The sequence below is a fragment of the Glutamicibacter sp. 2E12 genome (assembly GCF_050030965.1).
Lineage (GTDB): Bacteria > Actinomycetota > Actinomycetes > Actinomycetales > Micrococcaceae > Glutamicibacter.
Window position 1 is genome coordinate 3,699,634 of the sequence record NZ_CP188297.1, and the last position, 19,085, is coordinate 3,718,718.

The window sequence follows — 19,085 nt, forward strand, 5'->3', positions numbered from 1 at the left end:
CTGCGCCTAATCGCACCCCGCCGTTTTCGACCCACGGCAGAAGCCGCAGGCCAGAGGCCTTTCAAGAGCAATTGCACGTCGCATGGAAGCGAAGTGGCTTTTTTCCTGCAGTGTTCGGTTTGCGCTTGGCGCTATTTGCGCCCGAGCACGGCCACCAGGAAATCGGCGGCAGGCAAATGGAAGTTCCAGGTCGAATAGCGTTGCTGCAGTGCCAGCCCCGCCTCCAAAGCGTCGGCCTCGAAGTCATCGAACCCGTAGCCGCGTCCCGAGCCGAAGCCGATGATCATGCGCCCGTCTGCCGCCAGATGCCCGCGCAGTTGCTGCAGCGCCGGGCGGCGTTCGGACTCGGAGAGGAAGGTGACGACATTGCCGGCAGAAACTATCAGGTCGAATTCCTGGTTCTCCCCCGCTGCGTCAGCGATGGTGAAGTCAGCCAGATTGCCGACCTGCCATTGGGCTTTGGGGTAATCTGCCCGGGCAACATCGATTAAATGCGGGTCGAGGTCCACGCCAACCACTTGGTGCCCTTGCTCGGAAAGCCAGCCGCCGATCCGCCCGGTCCCGCATCCGGCATCCAGAATTCTGCTGCCCCGGGCAACCATCGCGTCAACGGCTCGAGCTTCCCCGAAAATATCCTGGCCTTCGGCGGCAAGCGTGCGCCAGCGCTGGGCAAAATTCTGCGAGTGGTCCGGGTTCTTGCGAACGGTGGCGAGCCAAAGGTTTTCTTCTGGTGCAGTCATGCATCCAGTTTCGCACTTTCGCTGGCATTCGGCGATTGGCTGGCGCCGGCCGGGAATACGAAGAAGACCGCTTCAATCACTCTTTCCAGAGTGATTGAAGCGGTCTTCGTTTTTGTGGGCCCTACCGGGATCGAACCGATGACATTCACGGTGTAAACGTGACGCTCTACCAGCTGAGCTAAAGGCCCTCCTGCAGTGTGTGAAATCGGGAAGTTTCTTTCCTTCAGTCCTTCGCTGCAACAAGTAATAATCTAATGCATCCCGAACTGACTTGGCAAATTGAAATGGAGGTTTTCATAAAAGAGTGCCGAGCGTCACCACATCGCCTGATCTTGGAACATACTCTCCACTGGCGTTGCCGGCAAGTTCGAGGCTGTTCGCATGCACGGGTAATCCGCAATCGCCAGCATCGCCCCCACACCTGCTTATTCCACGCTGCACCACTGGGACCAGCGCCACCGAGGCGCGAGCTCAGTCCAGCGCGGAAGAACACGAGGCGCCTGGATCTGCGGACTTGCCCCGCAGGTGGAAGCGAAGCAGCTCGATGAGCGATAGCACGTACCAAGAAGCGGTGATCGAAGACGACGCCGCCACCCTCCACGGGGCATTGGAAAACAGCGATGCCAGATCGCTGTACCGGGTTCGCAGATTCGAAGCACCCTCCGGTGCCGCGCAAGGGCCACCGGCTCAGCCACGCTGGCTTCGGACGACAATGCCAGGAGTCCAGCGTCATCGAGGATCAAATATTCCATGAAGGCGGCACTATGGGCACCGCAGGACTTGCCCGAGTGGAAAAATCGCCTCAAGGAGACAAAAAATCCCCGATCCGAATGGATCGAGGATTCTTATTTGGTGGGCCCTACCGGGATCGAACCGATGACATTCACGGTGTAAACGTGACGCTCTACCAGCTGAGCTAAAGGCCCTTACCATGTTCGCTTTTGCAAGCCAACGAGGAATAACTCTACACAGGTTTCTGCGTCCGGGCAAATCGGTGAGCCGACTTTTTTCGTGAACTGGAGCACAGCCCATATCGGCACGCTAAACGGCGCGTTCCACTGCCGCCTTGTAATCATCAATGCTTCTTGGCTGCGTCATCTCGCTGCGGAAAATATCGCGCACTTCACCGTCAACCAGGTACAGCGTCAATCTGGCCGCGACCCCACGCTCAGGGTCAAAGGCGTCGGCCTGTTGCGCCACCGCCCCATGAGGCCAAAAATCGGCCAGCAGCTCGAAGTCCAAGCCAAGCGACTGCGCATAGTTGCGCAGGGTGAATTTATGGTCCACCGAAATGGCCACGATGCGCACCTGGTGCTGCGTGAAGAATTCGTAGTGCTCTTGGAGTGTTGCCAGTTCCGACCCGCATACCCGCGAAAACGCCCAGGGATAAAAGACAACCAGCACCCGGCCGCTAGACAGCCCGGTACTGGTTATCGTTTCGCCGTACTGATTTTCCAGCGAGAAGTCGAACAGGCGTGAACCTGTTTGAATCATTAGTTCTTCTTACGCGGGGCGAGGCGGATTGCGGACCAATCCTCCGAAACGCCTTCACTAGTAGTTACATGCAGGCCAGCGGTTGGCGCCTCCTGCTGGATAAGTGCTGGGGATACATGTCCCTCGCGGCCCTGCTTAGGAGTAAGCAGCCAAACGATGCCACTCTCGTCCAAGCAGTTCAGGGCGTCCATCAATGCGTCAACTAGATCTCCATCGCCGTCGCGCCACCAGAAAATGACTGCGTCGACAACGTCATGGTCCTCTTCGGTGAGCAGCTCTGAACCAATCAGGTCCTCGATCGATTCGCGCAGATCGTAGTCCACGTCATCGTCGTAACCCAGTTCCTGAATAAGGTCTTCATTAGCGAAGCCCAATTTTTTGGCGGGCTCCAAGTTTGCCGATACGGCGTCGCTCACTTCATTCCTCCTGCTGGTGCAAAGCGTTACTACCAACGAAACACGGTTTTGCCGCTCCGTTCAAGCGCTACAGCGATAACACGCCGAACAAATATAACCCACATTCCAGTGACCCGCATCATATTGACATGGCCATCGGGAAGTTAGCTCCCGTACCTAGTTGCGCAAGTCACTTCAAATATCTGATTTAAACCGGTTTTTGCTGGAAAACGCGCCACAAAACTGGATCGTTTAACACTAGAGTTGCATATGAACCGGCAGTGCACATCATTCCAGTGCTACTGCACCCGTTGTCCCAATACCGATGCACCGCAGCGCAAAACTGCACAGCGTCGGAGCCGCAATTCAATCAAGGAGCTTCCGTGGCTGTAGAGGAACACATCTCCCAGATCCGTAGCGGGTTGACTTACCAGCTGTCCGATCGGGATCCTGAGGAAACTCAGGAATGGATGGACTCGTTTGACTCCCTCGTAGAGACCCAGGGCACCGAGCGTGCCCAGTTCATTATCCGCTCGCTGCTGCAGCGTGCAGGTGCCAAGTCCGTGGGCGTGCCGCACGTGACCACCACCGACTACGTGAACACCATTCCTGTGGACCAGGAACCAGAATTCCCGGGCGATGAGGCCATCGAGCGCCGCTACCGCGCCTTCATGCGCTGGAATGCCGCCATCATGGTGCACCGCGCCCAGAACCCTCATATCGGCGTTGGCGGGCACATCTCCACCTATGCCGGTGCAGCGACCCTGTATGAAGTAGGTTTCAACCACTTCTTCCGCGGCAAGAACCACCCAGGCGGCGGCGACCAGGTCTTCTTCCAGGGCCACGCCTCGCCAGGCATGTACGCCCGCGCATTCCTCGAAGGCCGCCTGTCCGAAGAGGACATGGACGGGTTCCGCCAGGAAAAGTCGAAGGAAGGCCACGCGCTTCCTTCCTACCCTCACCCGCGTTCCCTGCCTGACTTCTGGGAATTCCCAACCGTCTCGATGGGCATCGGCCCAGCTAACGCCATCTACCAGGCGCAGCTGAACCGCTACCTGCAGAACCGCGGCATCAAGGACACCTCGGACCAGCAGGTCTGGGCCTTCCTGGGCGACGGCGAAATGGACGAGCCGGAGTCGCGCGGCTTCCTGCAGCTGGCCGCCAACGAAAAGCTGGACAATCTGAACTTCGTCATCAACTGCAACCTGCAGCGCCTTGACGGCCCGGTTCGCGGCAATGGCAAGATCATGCAGGAACTGGAAGCCTTCTTCCGCGGTGCCGGCTGGAATGTCATCAAGGTTGCTTGGGGCCGCGAGTGGGATGCCCTGCTCGAAGCAGACAAGACCAACGCGCTGGTTGACATCATGAACCAGACCCCGGATGGCGACTACCAGACCTACAAGGCTGAGTCCGGCGCATTCGTTCGCGAGCACTTCTTCGGCCAGCGTCCGGAAACCAAAGAATTGGTTGCCGACATGAGCGACGACGAGATCTGGAACCTGAAGCGTGGCGGCCACGATTACCACAAGGTCTACGCCGCCTACAAGGCTGCTGCGGAGTTCAAGGGCAAGCCGACCGTCATCTTGGCCAAGACCGTCAAGGGCTACGGCCTGGGTTCGCACTTCGAGGCTCGCAACGCGACCCACCAGATGAAGAAGCTGACCATGGAGGACTTGAAGAAGTTCCGTGATCACCTGCGCATCCCTATCACCGACGAGCAGCTCGAAGCGGACCTCTACACTCCTCCGTACTACCGCCCAACCGAGGATTCGGCTGAGTACAAGTACATGATGGAGCGCCGCGAGGCCCTGGGCGGTTCGGTGCCTACCCGCCGCCAGGAAGCTTCGAAGAAGCTGGCCCTGCCAGGCGAGAAGACCTACGCGATCGCCAAGCGCGGTTCGGGCAAGCAGCAGGCGGCCACCACCATGGCCTTCGTGCGCCTGCTCAAGGACCTGATGCGCGACAAGGAATTCGGCCACCGCATCGTGCCGATCGTGCCAGATGAGTCCCGTACCTTCGGCATGGACTCGTTCTTCCCGACCGCGAAGATCTACAACCCGGGCGGCCAGAACTACCTGTCCGTGGACCGCGATCTGGTCCTGGCCTACAAGGAATCTCCTCAGGGCCAGCTGATCCACCCGGGCATCAACGAGGCCGGCGCCGTCGCAGCCTTCACCGCTGCCGGCACCAGCTACTCGACCCACGATGAACCGCTGATCCCGATCTACGTGTTCTACTCGATGTTCGGCTTCCAGCGCACCGGCGACCAGTTCTGGGCAGCCGGGGACCAGATGACCCGTGGCTTCATCATCGGCGCTACCGCCGGCCGCACCACCCTGACCGGTGAAGGCCTGCAGCACGCAGATGGCCACTCGCCAATCCTGGCCTCGACCAACCCTGCTGTGATCACCTACGATCCGGCCTACGGCTACGAAATCGGCCACATCATGCGCTCCGGCCTGGAACGCATGTACGGCGGAACCCACGCCGATCCGAACGTGATGTACTACCTGACCGTGTACAACGAGCCGATCAGCCAGCCAGCTGAGCCGGAGAACGTTGACATCGAAGGCATCATCAAGGGCATCCACCTGCTCAAGGAAGCTACCACCGACGGCCCGCGCGCACAGCTGCTGGCCTCGGGCGTGGCCGTGCCATGGGCGCTGGAAGCCCAGGCCATCCTGGCCGAGGAGTGGGGCGTTTCGGCTGATGTCTGGTCGGTCACCTCGTGGAACGAACTGGCCCGCGACGGCCAGCGCGCCGACGCCGACGTGCTCGTGGATCCATCGAAGCCGCGCCGCACCCCGTACGTGACCTCGAAGCTGGAGTCCACCCCGGGCCCAGTCATCGCGACCACCGACTACATGCGCGCCGTGCCCGAGCAGCTGCGCCCGTACGTGCCAGGTGAATTCCACACCCTGGGCGCGGACGGGTTCGGCTTCTCGGACACCCGTGCCGCGGCCCGCCGCTTCTTCAAGATCGATGCGCACTCGCTGGTCGTGCAGACCTTGCAGTCGCTGGTTGAGCGCGGCGAAATCCCTGCGGACACCGCAGTGAAGGCGCACGCCAAGTACGACCTGAATAACGCTAACGCCGGCCAGTCCGGCAACGCTGGCGGCGACGCCTAGGCCCCAGGGTCCAGGTGCCCGGAGCTTGCTCCGGCGCCGCATTGAGCAGCTGCCCGATGACGAGGTTTTCCTCGTTGCCGGGCAGCTGGCTCATTTAATCTCACCTTTACCTGCTGTGCCGGGCGCGGGGGAAGAAAAGAAACTAAGCTGGAACCCATGAGTCCTGAAATGGATGCCGCCGCAGCTCCGAAGAACCGTCCCAGCCGATCCCAGGCACCCAGCAGTGAAACGCTCAAGCGACTCAAAAGCCATATTGGCGTCCTGTCCACCACCGCGCTGAAGTACCTGGACCAGCAACTGCCCTGGTACCGATCGCTGGCGCCCAATGAGCGCGCCGCCTTGGGACTGATCGCCCAGAAGGGCATCTCCACCTTCGTTACCTGGTACGAGGATCCCTCCTCCACCCCGTCCTGGGTGGTGACCGACGTCTTCGGCGCCGCTCCCACGGAGCTGACCCGATCCATCTCCCTGCAGAAGGCCTTGGGCCTGTTGCGCACCATCGTGGAAGTGGTCGAATCCCAGGTGCCCGACATCGCCGCCGAGCATGAGCAGGCAGCCCTGCGCGAAGCGGTGCTGCGCTATTCGCGCGAGGTCGCTTTCGCCGCCGCCGATGTCTATGCCCGCGCCGCCGAAACCCGCGGCGCCTGGGACTCGCGCTTGGAGGCCCACGTGGTCGACGCGGTGCTGCACGGCGAGGCCCACGACTCGCTCTCCTCGCGCATTGCGGCCATTGGCTGGAAGTCGCAGAAGAATATCCGCATCCTGGTGGGCACCACCCCTTCGTCCAACCCGGCGACCTTTGTCTCGGCCCTGCGCCGTATTGCCATCCGCTACTCGCGCGATTCGCTGGTGGGCGTGCTTGGCGACCGCTCGGTGCTGATGCTTTCGGACACCAAATTCGAAGAAGCGGATCTGAGCCGGCTGACCCGGTTCTTCGGTCCCGGCCCGCTGGTCTACTCCCCCATGGCTCCGACGGTGAAGGAAATGCACCACGCCGCGGTGGCAGCCGTGGCGGGATTCAGCGCTGCCAAGGCCTGGCCGCAAGCGCCGAATCCGGTCGGTGCCGATGACCTGTGGCCAGAACGCGCCTGCAACGGCGATGAATTGGCCCGCACGGCGCTGGTGGACCAGGTCTACATTCCGCTGCAGCAGGCCTCCAATGGCCTGGCTGAAACGCTCTCCAGCTACTTGGCGCTCGGCCACTCGCTCGAAGGCACCGCCCGGGAACTGTTTGTCCATGCAAACACGGTGCGCTACCGGCTCAAGCGGGTCAGCGAAGTGACCGGTTGGGATCCACTGGTTCCCCGGGATGCCTTCGTCCTGCAAACCGCGCTGCTTTTCGGACGGCTCCACGAATCGAACTTGTAGGCTTCAACCAAAGAGCGTCGAGCTCCCGACACCGATAATTCCGAGTTGATCGCGCATTACAGCGGAATTCAGCTTCTGGATACGCTAGGCTTTTGTAGAGATCCTACAAACAGTCACCACGAGCTTGGTACTCAAATGAAGCGCCAAAAGCTCCCAACATTTGGAAAGCTGTAAGAGTGTTAGCAATCGTTTGCCCCGGACAGGGCTCCCAGACCCCAGGTTTCCTCACCGAATGGCTCGACGTCGATGGCGTGGCCGAGCATTTGCAGGCGCTCAGCTCGATCACCGAGCGCGACCTCACCGCCCACGGCACCACCTCCGATGAAGAGACCATCAAGGACACCGCCGTCGCCCAGCCGCTGATCGTCGCGGCCGGCCTGGTCACCGCCCGTGCGCTCTTTGGCAGCTCGCTGCCGGCAGGCGCCGTTGTGGCCGGCCACTCGGTTGGCGAGATCACCGCGTCGGCCCTGGCCGGCGCGCTGGACGAAGCTGACGCCATGAATTTCGTGAAGGTCCGCGCCAACGCCATGGCCGAAGCCGCTGCGGCGACTCCGACCGGCATGGCAGCAGTGCTCGGCGGCGACCCGGATGAGGTCCTGGCCAAGCTCGACGAACTGGGCCTGACCCCGGCCAACGCCAATGGCGGCGGCCAGATTGTGGCCGCAGGAACCATGGAGCAGCTCGCGGCCCTGGGCGAGAACCCGCCGGCCAAGGCTCGCGTGATCCCCCTGAAGGTTGCCGGCGCATTCCATACCGCGCACATGCAGCCCGCAGTTGGCATCCTGGAGGAACTGGCCGGAACCATCACCCCGAAGGAACCAGCGGAAACCCTGCTCTCGAACTTCGACGGCAAAGCCGTAGCCGATGGCCAGGCGAACCTCGATTCGCTGGTCGCCCAGGTATCGCGTCCGGTCCGCTGGGACCTGTGCATGCAGACGCTGGCCGAAGCTGGCGTGACCGGTGTGCTGGAACTGGCACCGGCCGGAACCCTGGTGGGATTGGCCCGCCGCGGGCTCAAGGGCGTGAAGACCCTGGCGGTGAAGAGTCCAGCGGATCTGGAAGCTGCCAAGGCGTTCATCGCCGAGCACACCGCCAACTAGGCTTTTGCGCCGTTCACAGATTGTGCACGCCGGGAACGTCATGTTGCGTCCGCCGAGCGCGTCTCTGGCCTAAGCTTTAAACCGACGAAACGTGCCGCGCATTCTTGATGCGCCACCAAAGTTTCATTAAGCCGGCTGGAACCGGTTCCTGGAAACAGGATCTGCGCCCAGCCACAAAAATGACCGGAGTCCTCCGGCTAAGAAGAAAAGGAGCCATCCATGGCTAGCAACGAAGAAATCCTGGCGGGCCTCGCCGAAATCGTCAACTCCGAGACCGGCCTGGACGAAGCAGACGTGCAGATGGACAAGTCCTTCACCGAGGACCTGGACATCGACTCGATCTCGATGATGACCATCGTCGTTGAGGCTGAGGAAAAGTTCGAGGTCAAGATCCCTGACGAAGAGGTCAAGAACCTGAAGACCGTCGGCGACGCCGTCAACTTCATCGCTGCGGCACAGGCCTAAGCTTCCCGGCGTTTTTTCGCCACACCGTTGTGCGGGCAAGCCGCGCACACCGGCCGGTACGTCAAGCCGGCCCCCTGAATTTCCAAGCACAGTTCTTATTCGCACAGTAGAGAGTTTGATGATGGCGCGCAAAGTAGTGATCACCGGTCTCGGAGCCACCACCCCAATCGGCGGGGATGTCCCCACCCTATGGGCAAACGCCCTCAAGGGCGTCTCCGGCGCCGTAACCCTGGAAGATGACTGGGTTAAGGAATACGACCTGCCGGTCACCTTCGCCGCCCGCGCTGCTGTGCAGCCGACCGAGGTACTCTCCCGCCCGGAGACCAAGCGCATGGACCCATCGACCCAGTTCGCTGTGGTTGCGGCCCGTGAAGCCTGGGCCGACTCAGGCCTGGTCAAGGAAGAGATGGACCAGAACAAGCTGGCCGTTGCCTTCGCTACCGGCATCGGCGGCGTCTGGACCCTGCTCAACGCCTGGGACACCCTGCGTGAAAAGGGCCCACGCCGCGTCCTGCCCATGACCGTGCCAATGCTGATGCCTAACGGCCCAGCAGCTGCCGTGTCGCTGGACCTGGGTGCCGCCGGTGGCGCGCATACCCCGGTTTCGGCTTGCGCTTCGGGTACCGAAGCGATGCACGTTGGCCTGGAACTGATCCGTTCGGGCAAGGCCGATGTGGTCATGGTCGGTGGCGCAGAAGCCGCGATCCACCCCATGCCGATGGCCGCCTTCGCGTCCATGCATGCACTCTCCCGCCGCAACGATGATCCGACCAAGGCTTCGCGTCCCTACGACACCGACCGTGATGGCTTTGTCATGGGCGAGGGCGCTGGCGCGCTGGTACTGGAAGCCGAAGAGCATGCAATCGCCCGCGGCGCACGCATCTACGCCGAGCTGGCAGGCTCCTCGGTCACCTCCGATGCGCACCACATCACCGCACCGGATCCAGAAGGCATGGGTGCAACCCGTGCGCTGAAGGCTGCCATGTTCGATGGCCGCATCCAGCCAGAGGACGTGGTCCATGTGAACGCCCACGCAACCTCCACCCCAGTTGGCGACAAGCCGGAATACGCTGCGCTGAAGAACGCCCTGGGCGATCACCTCGAGAACGTGTGGGTATCCGCGACCAAGTCACAGATGGGCCACCTGCTGGGCGCTTCCGGTGCCGTGGAGTCCGTGCTGTGCGCACTGGCCATCTACAACCGCAAGGCCCCGGTGACCATTAACCTGGACAACCAGGATCCAGAGATCCCGTTGAAGGTCGTCACCGGCCAGCCTGCGCAGCTGCCTGCAGAGGGCTCCATCGTTGCGCTGAATAACTCCTTCGGCTTCGGCGGCCATAACGCCGTGGTCGCCATCCGCAGCGTCTAGCCGTTCCGGCAGCTGCAGGCGAGCGCGCCACTGGGCTGGTTGAAGATTACTCTTCAACCAGCCCAGTGGTCTTTAACCCCGAAAGAATTGGCTCAGAGCCATTGCTTCGGTCCTGACATGTTCGTTAAGCTCAAGTACCGCCTCATGTCGGAGGCAACTGACGGTACTTGCCACGAGCAAAGGATCCCTTCCCATGCGCACCCTGATCGCCACTTCCTTCGTCTCCTTGGACGGTGTCGTCCAAGCCCCGGGCGGCGAACCCGGCTACCGCAATTCAGGCTGGACGATGAACTCGGTCGAGTTCGACCCCGCCGCCTACGAACTGAAGGGCGCCGAGCAAGAAGAAGCCAGCGCCATGCTCTTGGGCCGGCACAGCTACGAGGCCTTCTGCGCGGTGTGGCCCTCGATGACCGAGCAGTTCCCGCAGTACAACGCGATGCCCAAGTACGTGCTCTCCACTACCTTGCGGGAGAAGGACTTGGCCGGGAACTGGGGCGAGACTGCGATCTTGCGCTCGGTCGCCGATGTGGCGCGGCTTCGAGCCGGCGACGGCGGCCCGATCAGTATCCATGGATCGGCAACGATGGTCCACTCGCTGCAAGAACATCAGCTCATCGACCAGTACAACCTGCTGGTCTTCCCGGTTTTGCTTGGTGCAGGCAAGCGCCTTTTCAGCGACGCGAGCCTGGACGCGCAGAAGCTGGCCCTCATTGATTCGCAGGTCTACTCCAACGGCATCCAGAAGAACGTGTTCAAGGTTCAGCGCTAGCTGGTCCTAGCTGGCTGCGGGCAGGTAAGGCCGGGTGATCAATTCCAGGTAGTGCCTGGAAGGATCAAGCAGATAGACTCCCCGGCCGCCGTGTTCATGATTAATCTGCCCTGGCAGCTGCCGTTGGGGATCGGCCCAATGCTCCATTTTCCCGTCGCGGATAGTCGCGTAGGCGCGGTCGAAATGCTCGTCATCGAGCAGGTAGGCATAGTGCTGCGCTGGGAAGTCCATCGGTGGTGCAGCGAATTGAAGCAGCACCCCGTGGGCCAGGCTGATGTTGGTAAATGGTCCCCAGCTTGATTCCGCGCGGGCTTCGAGCAGCTCAAGATAGAACTTTGCCATGCGGTGCGGGTCGAGTGAAGCGATGATGGTGTGGTTGAACTGTGCGGTCATGTCTCCCTTTCGTGGTTCAGATGTGCTGTTCTTTGGTGGAATGCATCTGGCACGGGAGGGCCGCGGATCAGGGAACGACCAGTTTGCCGTTCCGGGAGTGGCCGCATGCGGCCTGACTGGTCTTCATCGCCATCGAGCATAGCACTGCGCTTCGACACTTCTCCACAACCGCAGTTCTTAGAGCAAGAAGTGGGATCCCCGGCATGGGATCCCACTTCTTTTGGGTAACAACCCCGCACCATCGGGGTTGTATCTGAGTGCCTGTTGATAAGTCACTCAGGGACTAGATAACCAGTTGCTAAACCACCTGGTTGAGCCATCGAACAGGCGCGTCTTCGCCTGCGTGACGGAAGGGTTCAAGTTCTTCATCCCAGGGCTCGCCGAGAGCGATGGACATCTCCTGGTAGAAGACCGAGGGATTGCCGTCGCCCTTTTCATAGGCCCACCGGATGCGTTCTTCGCTGACCATGACGTTGCCAGCGCAATCAACGGTGGCGTGGAAGATGCCAAGATCAGGGGTCACGGACCAACGGCTGCCGTCGGCACCCGGGCTTGGGTCTTCGGTGATTTCGAAACGAAGGTGCTGCCAACCATGCATCTCACTGGTCAGCAAAGCGCCGGTACCTTGCGTACCTACCCACTCGATTTCGGCGCGACAAAATCCGGGTGCGACGTGCTGTTCGGTCCACTCCATTTTTACTGGAGTACCGAGCACGGACCCGATTGCCCATTCCAGATGTGGGCATAGCGCTGCAGGGGCGGAATGAATATAAATCACGCCTCTGGACATCGGTGCAGACATGCCATCCTCCGTTGCGGTGTTGATCGTCTTCCCCTACGTCAACATCGTTCCGGTGCCATCGCCGCCGATACTTCCATTTTGCCCGATGAAGAGGCCTTTCGCCACCCAGAAAGGCTATTTTTGCAGATTGGTACCAAATAGTCAGGCTCGGGGATGGGCTTGGCGGTAGCTTTGCCTCAATCGGTCAACCGAAACGTGAGTATATAGCTGGGTCGTTGCCAGCGAAGCATGCCCGAGGAATTCCTGGACAGCACGCAAATCTGCGCCCCCATCCAGCAGATGCGTGGCTACGGTGTGCCTTAAGGCGTGCGGGCCGCTGGCAGCGGTATCCCCCAGCGATTGCAAGGCCTTGGAAATGACCTCTCGTGCCTGGCGTACATTCAAGCGCGCACCGCGCACCCCTACGAGCAAAGCGCCTTGAGCTTCCTGGCGGGCCAGGACCTTGCGATGCGACCGAATCCACCCGATGATCACGCGCTCGGCGGGCTTGCCAAACGGAACAACCCGTTCCTTGTTGCCCTTGCCGAGAACCCTGACGGTGCCTCGTTCGAAGTCGATGTCGTCAACGTCCAAGGCCACGAGCTCGCTGATACGCAGGCCGGATGCGTACAGCAACTCGGCGATGACTTTATCGCGTGCCGCTACGGCCTGGCTCTTGGCATCGGGGGCAGGTTCCGGCTTGCTCTCGCTGACTTCTTTTCCAGCAGGCGGCTGGGCTGTTTCGGAGAGCAAGCGGTCGATCTGGCTTGGCTGCAAAACATGCGGAAGACGCCGTTCCTTCCTGGGCGCGGCCAGCCGCAGGGCAGGGTCCGCGTCGATCAGTTGATGCTTCAGCGCCCACGCGAAGAAGCTCTTCACCGCAGAGATCCTGCGGGCCAAGGTGGTGCGGGAAATCTGCGATTCATGAAGCTGTGCCAACCAATCGCGGAGCGTATCAACTGAAATCTGCTTGAGGCTCGGATCCTGCGCATGGTGGAGCAAGAACTGGCCGAGGTTCCGCAAATCCACTTCGTAGGCTCGCAGGGTATTAGTGCTGCGGCCGCGTTCGCGTTGCAGGTACTCCAGGTAGTCTGCCACCGGCTCAGCGAATTTTGCTGACATCGCATTGCTGGCGTGCGTCGTTGATTCTTGCTTCATCACTATTGAGGATACCCTCAGCTGCGTCACCGGTCAGTTTTGGCGCACCAACTTCCATGCCAGGCCATCGGTGGCAGCCATTTGCAGTGTCTCCAATCGGTTGATAGCGCGTAGCGTCTGGATCAGCGGCACCCCGCTGCGGGCAGAGATCTCATCGACCAGCAATCCTTTGGTGAAGGACATGATGTCGTACACCATTGCTTCGTCCCTACCCAGGATGTCCGTCGGTCGTTGCTGAACTTTGGCACTCCGCGGCTCTGCTTGGCAGTGGTGGCCAACCAGGCCCAGCGCATCTTGCGGGCTGGCGAGCAAGGCCGCACTGCCTTCTGCAATCAATCGGTGGCACCCTGCGGAGTTGGGCGCGAAAACGCTTCCGGGAACGGCCGCTACATCGCGTCCCAACTCGACTGCATGGCTGGCGGTGTTCAGCGCTCCTGAGCGGTGGCGCGCTTCGCTGACGATAACCAGCCTGCTCAATGCCGCGATCAGCCGGTTGCGGTTCAGGAAGCGGAAGCGCGCTGATGTGGTTCCGGGAGGCACCTCTGAGATCAGCACGCCGCGAGCAATAATCTGGTTGAGCAGGTTGCTGTTGCCCGAAGGGTAGAGCCGATCGATGCCGCCAGCCATAACCGTGATCGTTGGCGGGTTCGGATGCTGCCAATCGTCCACGCTCAGAGCGGCCCGGTGCGCGCTGGCGTCAATGCCGTAAGCGCCACCCGAGACGATGGTGTACCCGTTCAGGGCCAGGGTCCGGCCAAGATCGAAGGTGACTTGATCACCGTAGTCACTGGCATCGCGGGAGCCGACGATGGACACGCTGCGCGCCAGCTCTTGGCCTTCGAGCAATTGCGGGTTCGCTGAACGCCACCACAGGCACAGGGGACGTCCCAGTTCCAGGTCGGCTAGCTGTCGCGGCCACGAAGCATCGTCCGGGATCAGCAAACCGCCACCCGCGCGCGCGGCGGCATCCAAGGCTCCCGCTGGGTTGCTCAGCGACAGGCGCTTTCTCCATCGGGCCAAGGCTACCCTCAAGTCTTGTGCGCCATCCCCGGGCGGGTGGAATCCGAGGATTCCGTCGACCGGCGCTTTGAGCGCGGCCGGGTAGAAATCCTCCCGCTGGATCAGGCGCAGCAGTTCCTGTGGGCTCATCAGTTCCAGCAAGGCCGTGGCCACATAGTCGTTGGGCTCGATAAGTTGGTTCAGATGGGCGTAGACCCGGCGCTCCTGGCTGGTTGGAGGCGAGGATTTTCCGGCAGTGTTCACATCGTTGAAAGTCATGGCCTTACCTAGCTATTTTCCAAGTTCTGGCGAAGGTGAGCGGCGATGGCCAGATCATCCTCGGTCGGTGCTGCATGCCCTTGCTGGTCTGCAACCGTCCACGCGACCCGCAGGAGGCGGTGGATGGCACGCGCAGATAGCCCGCGTCGTGTGGCGAGTTGTTCAAGCGCCGCCCGGGTCTTGGCCGAGTATTCCAGTTCATTCCTGAGGATCTGAGTTGGTATTTGCGCGTTGCAAGCAATAGAGAACTTTCCCAGCCGCTCCTTGCTGCGTGCCCGAGTGGCCAAGACGCGTTCACGCACCTGTGCACTGGATTCATTTGGTACCCCGCTAAGAAGCTGTGCCTGCGCTACCGGATTGACTCTGACTTGCAGATCCACACGGTCGAGGATGGGTCCTGAAAGCCGGGCGAAATAACGCCGGCGGGCCATGGGCGTACAGGTGCACCCGGTACCGGTGCCGAAGTTTTTTCCGCAGGGACACGGATTGGAGGCCATGATGAGTTGGAAACGGGCCGGCAACCGCTGGTGGCCGCGTATCCGCGCGAGGTTGATATAGCCTTCCTCGATCGGTTGGCGAAGCGCATCAAGTACTCCGGTTTGGAATTGCGCTGCTTCATCGAGGAATAGAATGCCCTGGTGCGCGCGGGTAATGGCCCCGGGAATGAGTTGTGCGGTTCCGCCGCCAATCAGGGCTGAGCGGGACGCGGTGTGGTGCGGCGCCACGAAAGGCGGGGTGCGTTGCAGCTGGTCCAATTCCCCGGATCCGCCCCGAGTAATGGAATGCACCGCGGTGGCTTCAAGGGCTTGCAGGTCATCAAGTGGCGGCAGAATCGATGGCAGGCACTTGGCCAGCATGGTTTTGCCGGCGCCGGCCGGTCCGACCATGATCAGGTGGTGCCCGCCGGCCGCGGCCAGTTCCAAGGCGAGCCGTGCTTCCTGCTGCCCGTTGACCAGGCCCAGGTCCGCATCGCCCGAGGCAGCAGTTCCTGCGGCAGGGCCGGCAGATTCGGTAGGCGCCTGCGGCTGCCGGTGGCGCAGGTAAGTGGTGACCTGTTCGGCTGGGGCACCGCAGCAGGTGAGGACCTGTCCCAGATGGCGTAGCGCCATGACCTCGATTCCATGCACCAGCCTCGCTTCTGCCCCGTTAGCCTCGGCCACGATCACCCGGTCAAGACCATGGACCTTGGCTAGCTGCACCGCTGGCAGCACCCCGGGTACTGGCCGCAAGGTGCCATCCAAGCCGAGTTCCGCCATGTACAGCGTGCTCGGTGACGCGAACAGCTGTTGATCAGCGGCCAAGGCGGCGATGACGATGGCCAGATCGAAAGCTGATCCATACTTGGGCAGGGTGGCTGGCGAAAGATTGACCGTCAGTTTCCGGTTTGCCAGAGGAATCCCTGAGTTCCTAGCCGCGGCTTTGATTCGTTCGCGGGCCTCGCTCAAAGATGCATCGGGCAAGCCCAGCAGGACGAATCCTGGGATGCCGTTGCCGAGGTCGGCCTCGACTTCCACCAGTGAGGCGCTGACCCCGTGCAGGGCCACTGCGCTGGTGCGCGCGGTGCTCATGAGCGCACGTTCTCATGCAGCCGGCATTCGAACCCTGTTGTTGTCAGATAGACCTCGACGATGTCCACGCGAAGTTCGGCGAGAAACATGCGATGGCATTGGGCCCAGGAAATCAGCAGCCTGTTGAGCCGGCGGAATTTTGCCGCGCTGATCGCCTCGAAGCCTGATCCATAGCGTTGCGAAGACCTCGTTTTGACTTCGATGGCGGTGATCTGGCCGTTGCCGGCTCTTGCTACCAGGTCCAGCTCCCCTGCTGGGCATCTCCAATTGCGATCGAGAATTTCGTAGTGCTGCCCGGTGAGAAATGCGGCGGCAGCTTGTTCGCCATCGGTCCCTAGGCGTTGCTTCGCAGTCTGCATGTTTGCTCCTCGATGTCTGCGATCCGTAATGGAAACATCGTCGGAGAATTATGGTCCACAGCGGCGGCGCCCGCCGCGGAATGTGGACAATTCGCTTTAAGCGAGATCGCCGGCTCTGTTCCAGAAACAGAGCCAGCGATCGAATGCCGCAGTGCCTCGTGCTAGGAGCCCAGCCCATCCTTCGGGATCTGGAACTCGTCAGGGTTCAGTTCTTCGACGTTGACGTCCTTGAAGGTCAGCACCTTGACGGATTTCACGAAGCGCCCTTGCCGGTAGATGTCCCAGACCCACGCGTCGGTGAGGTTCAACTCGAAGTACACTTCCCCGGCGTTGGACAGGGTCTTCACGTCCACTTGGTTGGCCAGGTAGAAGCGGCGCTCGGTCTCGACCACGTAATTGAACAGCCCCACCACGGTCTTGTACTCGCGGTATAGCTGCAGTTCCATGTCGGACTCGTAGTTTTCCAGGTCGTCGGCAGCCATCACTTTGCTTTCTTTGTCGTGGCTTCACCTTGGGCCTGATCAGCACCCGAAGTCAAGTTCCAGCTCTTGCGGTGGTAGTCGCAGGGACCCTGCGCAACGATCGCGGCACGATGCGCAGCGGTGGCATACCCCTTGTTGATCTCCCAGCCGAAGGCCGGATGCTCGGTGGCCAGATCAACCATGATTCCATCGCGTTCGACCTTGGCCAGGATGGAAGCTCCGGCGATCGCCTGGCAGGTCATGTCGCCTTTGATGATGGTCGTCACCGGGATGTGCAGGCCCACTGGTTCGCGGTCATCGGCCAGGATGTCGAAGAGATCCGGTTCCGGTGCGGTCAGCCAGTCGTAGCTGCCATCCAGAAGCGCCGCCTCGGGCTGTACCGCGCACAGCTCCATGGCCCGCGATCCGGCCAGGCGCAGGGCGCCAGTAACTCCCAGCTCATCGATTTCAGCCGCAGAGGCATGCCCGACGCCATAGCCCACGGCCCACTGGCGAACTGGATCGACCAGTTCCGTACGGGTTTCCGAGCTCAGCAGCTTGGAGTCGCGCAGCGCTGGGAACTCCGTGACCTGCTCAATATCTATTACCGTCATGCCGACGGTAATCGGACCAGCCAAGGCGCCGCGTCCCACCTCATCGACCGCTGCGATATAGCGGAACCCATGCTTGGCTGCCAAGGCGCGCTCATGTTCTAGCGTGGTTGCCTTGCTCTTCAAAACGGCCATGGGCGGTGCCCCTACTTCGCCACTGCGTGCGGGACGTTGGCGAAGACTTCTTCGTGCGAGTCGACGATGCCCCAGCGCGAGGTTGGCCAAGAGATCACCGAAGCGCGGCCCTGGACGGATTCGAGGTCGACGAAACCGCCCTGGCGATCGGCGTGGAAGCGGGAATCCGCGCTGGCACCTCGGTGATCACCCATCACCCAGATTTTTCCTTCTGGGACGGTCGCCTTGAATTCCATGTCTGACGGGCTGTCGCCGTCAAAGATGTACGGCTCGTCAATGGGCTCGCCGTTGATCGTGATGGCGCCTTCCGCGGTGCAGCATTCCACGGTGTCACCGGGCATGCCGATGATGCGCTTGACCAGGTACTGCTCATCAGCCGCTGGCAGCACGCCGACAAAGGAGAGCACATTCTGGAACGCGGTGGGGTACTCGGTCAGCGGTGGCAGCCATTCCTGGTCATCGCGGAAGACGACGACGTCGCCTCGTTCCAGCTCGAACGGCCCGGGAACCATGAGGTTGGCGAAAATCCTGTCGTTGACCTCGAGGGTATGCTCCATGGAGCCTGACGGGATGTAGTAGGCACGGAAGAAGAAGGTCTTGATCACGAACGAGAGCAACAGCGCGATCGCGATGATGATGACAATCTCGCGGACGAAGCGCCATATTTTGTATAGGGGTCCCCTGCTTGGAGGAGTCTCTGCTGATGCTGCGCTCACGATTCGATTAGTACCTTCCATTGTCGCGTGTAATCCCCATCTTACGTGTCTTGCCAGGCGCAGCGGATCATTGCATAGCCACGGCCAGTTGCCCAGAAACGCACCAATGGCCAGGTCCGTCGCCGGGCCTGGCCATTGGTGCGTCCGTTCAAGCGGACTGCGGGCTACTGGGTGGCAGCAGGCGACATGATGCCACCGCTCTGCTTGTAGTCCACGGGGATTTCGCCGATGGGCTTCTCAGCTTCAATCAGCTTTTGGACTTCGTCCAGCTGGCTCTTGTCCACCGACAAGGTGATGCCACCCGTTTCAGGATTCAGCGTGTATGCATGGATGGCAGTGCGCACGGGGTTTTCCTGCTTGCCCTGCCACTTCATGATTTCGGAAATCGCCGAACGAAGCTCCTCGCTGCTGAATTGGACCAGGTGCCCGATGGCTCCGGCTTCTTCAATAGCGGATAGCTGCGCTTCGCTGGTCGTCGAAACGTTCAGCTGCCCGTCCTTGATCCAACCCTGGACGTATTCATCGCCCAAGGCTTCGGAGAGCTGGTCATTGGTCTGGAGCAGTGCGTCTTGATCCACGGTGTTCCCGCTCGAGTTTTCTGTTTGCTGCGAGGATTCCGATCCCGTGGCGCTGGTCGTAGCCTGCGCACCTGGATCGGTTCCCTGGCCGCAGCCGGTTAGCAATAGGGCAGCCATGGCGGCAGTTGAGGCCAGCATGATTGGCGTGCGTGAAGTTCTAGCGTTGAAATTCATAATTTACACCTCGGTGATATTCACGTTGCCGCAACGATCTTAGCT

20 protein-coding genes and 2 tRNA genes are annotated in these 19,085 nt (G+C 61.1%); 6 read left to right on the forward strand and 16 right to left on the reverse strand.

From position 1 onward, the window contains the following. Window positions 1-131: 131 nt before the first annotated feature. The 5 genes from ACP3TE_RS17570 to ACP3TE_RS17590 all read right to left on the reverse strand — a co-directional run bounded on the left by ACP3TE_RS17570 (window position 132) and on the right by ACP3TE_RS17590 (window position 2,650). Window positions 132-740: a class I SAM-dependent methyltransferase gene (locus ACP3TE_RS17570; RefSeq protein WP_105657752.1), complete on the reverse strand. Its 609-nt coding sequence runs from the start codon at window positions 738-740 to the stop codon at window positions 132-134. A gap of 115 nt (window positions 741-855) precedes the next feature. After that, window positions 856-928 (reverse strand) — tRNA-Val (locus ACP3TE_RS17575). 662 nt (window positions 929-1,590) lie between these two features. After that, window positions 1,591-1,666, reverse strand: a tRNA-Val gene (locus tag ACP3TE_RS17580). A 115-nt stretch (window positions 1,667-1,781) separates the two neighbouring features. After that, window positions 1,782-2,234: a redoxin domain-containing protein gene (locus ACP3TE_RS17585; protein ID WP_332498654.1), complete on the reverse strand. Its 453-nt coding sequence runs from the start codon at window positions 2,232-2,234 to the stop codon at window positions 1,782-1,784. Next, window positions 2,234-2,650: a DUF3052 domain-containing protein gene (locus tag ACP3TE_RS17590; RefSeq protein WP_105657750.1), complete on the reverse strand. Its 417-nt coding sequence runs from the start codon at window positions 2,648-2,650 to the stop codon at window positions 2,234-2,236. The genes ACP3TE_RS17585 and ACP3TE_RS17590 overlap by 1 nt, the downstream gene beginning before the upstream one ends. A gap of 362 nt (window positions 2,651-3,012) precedes the next feature. Here ACP3TE_RS17590 and aceE point away from each other — a divergent pair, with 362 nt between their 5' ends. Next, a complete protein-coding gene (gene aceE, locus ACP3TE_RS17595; protein WP_105657749.1) occupies window positions 3,013-5,757 on the forward strand; it encodes a pyruvate dehydrogenase (acetyl-transferring), homodimeric type in 2,745 nt (914 codons plus the stop codon). On the opposite strand, the gene ACP3TE_RS17600 is transcribed toward aceE, so the two are convergent. Next, window positions 5,717-5,851: a hypothetical protein gene (locus ACP3TE_RS17600; protein WP_286134540.1), complete on the reverse strand. Its 135-nt coding sequence runs from the start codon at window positions 5,849-5,851 to the stop codon at window positions 5,717-5,719. The two genes, aceE and ACP3TE_RS17600, sit on opposite strands and share 41 nt — an antisense overlap. Before the next feature lie 62 nt (window positions 5,852-5,913). Here ACP3TE_RS17600 and ACP3TE_RS17605 point away from each other — a divergent pair, with 62 nt between their 5' ends. The 5 genes from ACP3TE_RS17605 to ACP3TE_RS17625 all read left to right on the forward strand — a co-directional run bounded on the left by ACP3TE_RS17605 (window position 5,914) and on the right by ACP3TE_RS17625 (window position 10,828). Beyond that, window positions 5,914-7,125 carry a PucR family transcriptional regulator gene (locus ACP3TE_RS17605; protein ID WP_105657748.1) on the forward strand — a complete coding sequence of 404 codons (1,212 nt, stop codon included), beginning with the start codon at window positions 5,914-5,916 and terminating at the stop codon, window positions 7,123-7,125. A 176-nt stretch (window positions 7,126-7,301) separates the two neighbouring features. Next, window positions 7,302-8,225 (forward strand): ACP S-malonyltransferase, encoded by a 924-nt coding sequence (locus ACP3TE_RS17610; RefSeq protein ID WP_105657747.1) that lies wholly within the window; start codon window positions 7,302-7,304, stop codon window positions 8,223-8,225. 219 nt (window positions 8,226-8,444) lie between these two features. Next, a complete protein-coding gene (locus ACP3TE_RS17615) occupies window positions 8,445-8,690 on the forward strand; it encodes an acyl carrier protein (RefSeq protein WP_105657746.1) in 246 nt (81 codons plus the stop codon). A 121-nt stretch (window positions 8,691-8,811) separates the two neighbouring features. Continuing rightward, the gene (fabF, locus tag ACP3TE_RS17620) at window positions 8,812-10,059 is read left to right on the forward strand and encodes a beta-ketoacyl-ACP synthase II (protein WP_105657745.1); all 1,248 of its coding nucleotides are present in this window, start codon (window positions 8,812-8,814) and stop codon (window positions 10,057-10,059) included. A 193-nt stretch (window positions 10,060-10,252) separates the two neighbouring features. Beyond that, window positions 10,253-10,828 carry a dihydrofolate reductase family protein gene (locus ACP3TE_RS17625; RefSeq protein WP_105657744.1) on the forward strand — a complete coding sequence of 192 codons (576 nt, stop codon included), beginning with the start codon at window positions 10,253-10,255 and terminating at the stop codon, window positions 10,826-10,828. 6 nt (window positions 10,829-10,834) lie between these two features. Here the strand turns inward: ACP3TE_RS17625 and ACP3TE_RS17630 are convergent, their stop codons facing one another. From ACP3TE_RS17630 to ACP3TE_RS17675, 10 genes are all read right to left on the reverse strand, one after another. After that, window positions 10,835-11,221: a VOC family protein gene (locus ACP3TE_RS17630; RefSeq protein WP_426734535.1), complete on the reverse strand. Its 387-nt coding sequence runs from the start codon at window positions 11,219-11,221 to the stop codon at window positions 10,835-10,837. A gap of 298 nt (window positions 11,222-11,519) precedes the next feature. Further along, on the reverse strand, window positions 11,520-12,023 hold the full coding sequence (locus tag ACP3TE_RS17635; RefSeq protein ID WP_105657742.1) for a DUF3145 domain-containing protein: 504 nt from the start codon (window positions 12,021-12,023) through the stop codon (window positions 11,520-11,522). Window positions 12,024-12,164: 141 nt separating this feature from the next. After that, on the reverse strand, window positions 12,165-13,160 hold the full coding sequence (locus tag ACP3TE_RS17640; protein ID WP_332498651.1) for a tyrosine recombinase XerC: 996 nt from the start codon (window positions 13,158-13,160) through the stop codon (window positions 12,165-12,167). 33 nt (window positions 13,161-13,193) lie between these two features. Beyond that, the gene (gene dprA / locus ACP3TE_RS17645) at window positions 13,194-14,438 is read right to left on the reverse strand and encodes a DNA-processing protein DprA (protein ID WP_426734538.1); all 1,245 of its coding nucleotides are present in this window, start codon (window positions 14,436-14,438) and stop codon (window positions 13,194-13,196) included. Window positions 14,439-14,446: 8 nt separating this feature from the next. After that, a complete protein-coding gene (locus ACP3TE_RS17650) occupies window positions 14,447-16,006 on the reverse strand; it encodes a YifB family Mg chelatase-like AAA ATPase (protein ID WP_332498649.1) in 1,560 nt (519 codons plus the stop codon). Further along, entirely contained in the window at window positions 16,003-16,365 is a 363-nt protein-coding gene (locus ACP3TE_RS17655) for a YraN family protein (RefSeq protein WP_105657740.1), read from the reverse strand. Before ACP3TE_RS17655 ends, ACP3TE_RS17650 begins: the two co-directional genes overlap by 4 nt. Before the next feature lie 161 nt (window positions 16,366-16,526). After that, window positions 16,527-16,847 carry a DUF2469 domain-containing protein gene (locus ACP3TE_RS17660; protein ID WP_105657739.1) on the reverse strand — a complete coding sequence of 107 codons (321 nt, stop codon included), beginning with the start codon at window positions 16,845-16,847 and terminating at the stop codon, window positions 16,527-16,529. Next, window positions 16,847-17,572 (reverse strand): ribonuclease HII, encoded by a 726-nt coding sequence (locus ACP3TE_RS17665; RefSeq protein ID WP_332504279.1) that lies wholly within the window; start codon window positions 17,570-17,572, stop codon window positions 16,847-16,849. The genes ACP3TE_RS17660 and ACP3TE_RS17665 overlap by 1 nt, the downstream gene beginning before the upstream one ends. 11 nt (window positions 17,573-17,583) lie before the next feature. Then, window positions 17,584-18,288, reverse strand: a complete 705-nt coding sequence (gene lepB / locus ACP3TE_RS17670; RefSeq protein ID WP_286134220.1) for a signal peptidase I — start codon at window positions 18,286-18,288, stop codon at window positions 17,584-17,586. A 164-nt stretch (window positions 18,289-18,452) separates the two neighbouring features. After that, window positions 18,453-19,040, reverse strand: coding sequence for a hypothetical protein (locus ACP3TE_RS17675; RefSeq protein ID WP_426734540.1), 588 nt, complete (start codon window positions 19,038-19,040; stop codon window positions 18,453-18,455). Window positions 19,041-19,085 lie beyond the last annotated feature (45 nt).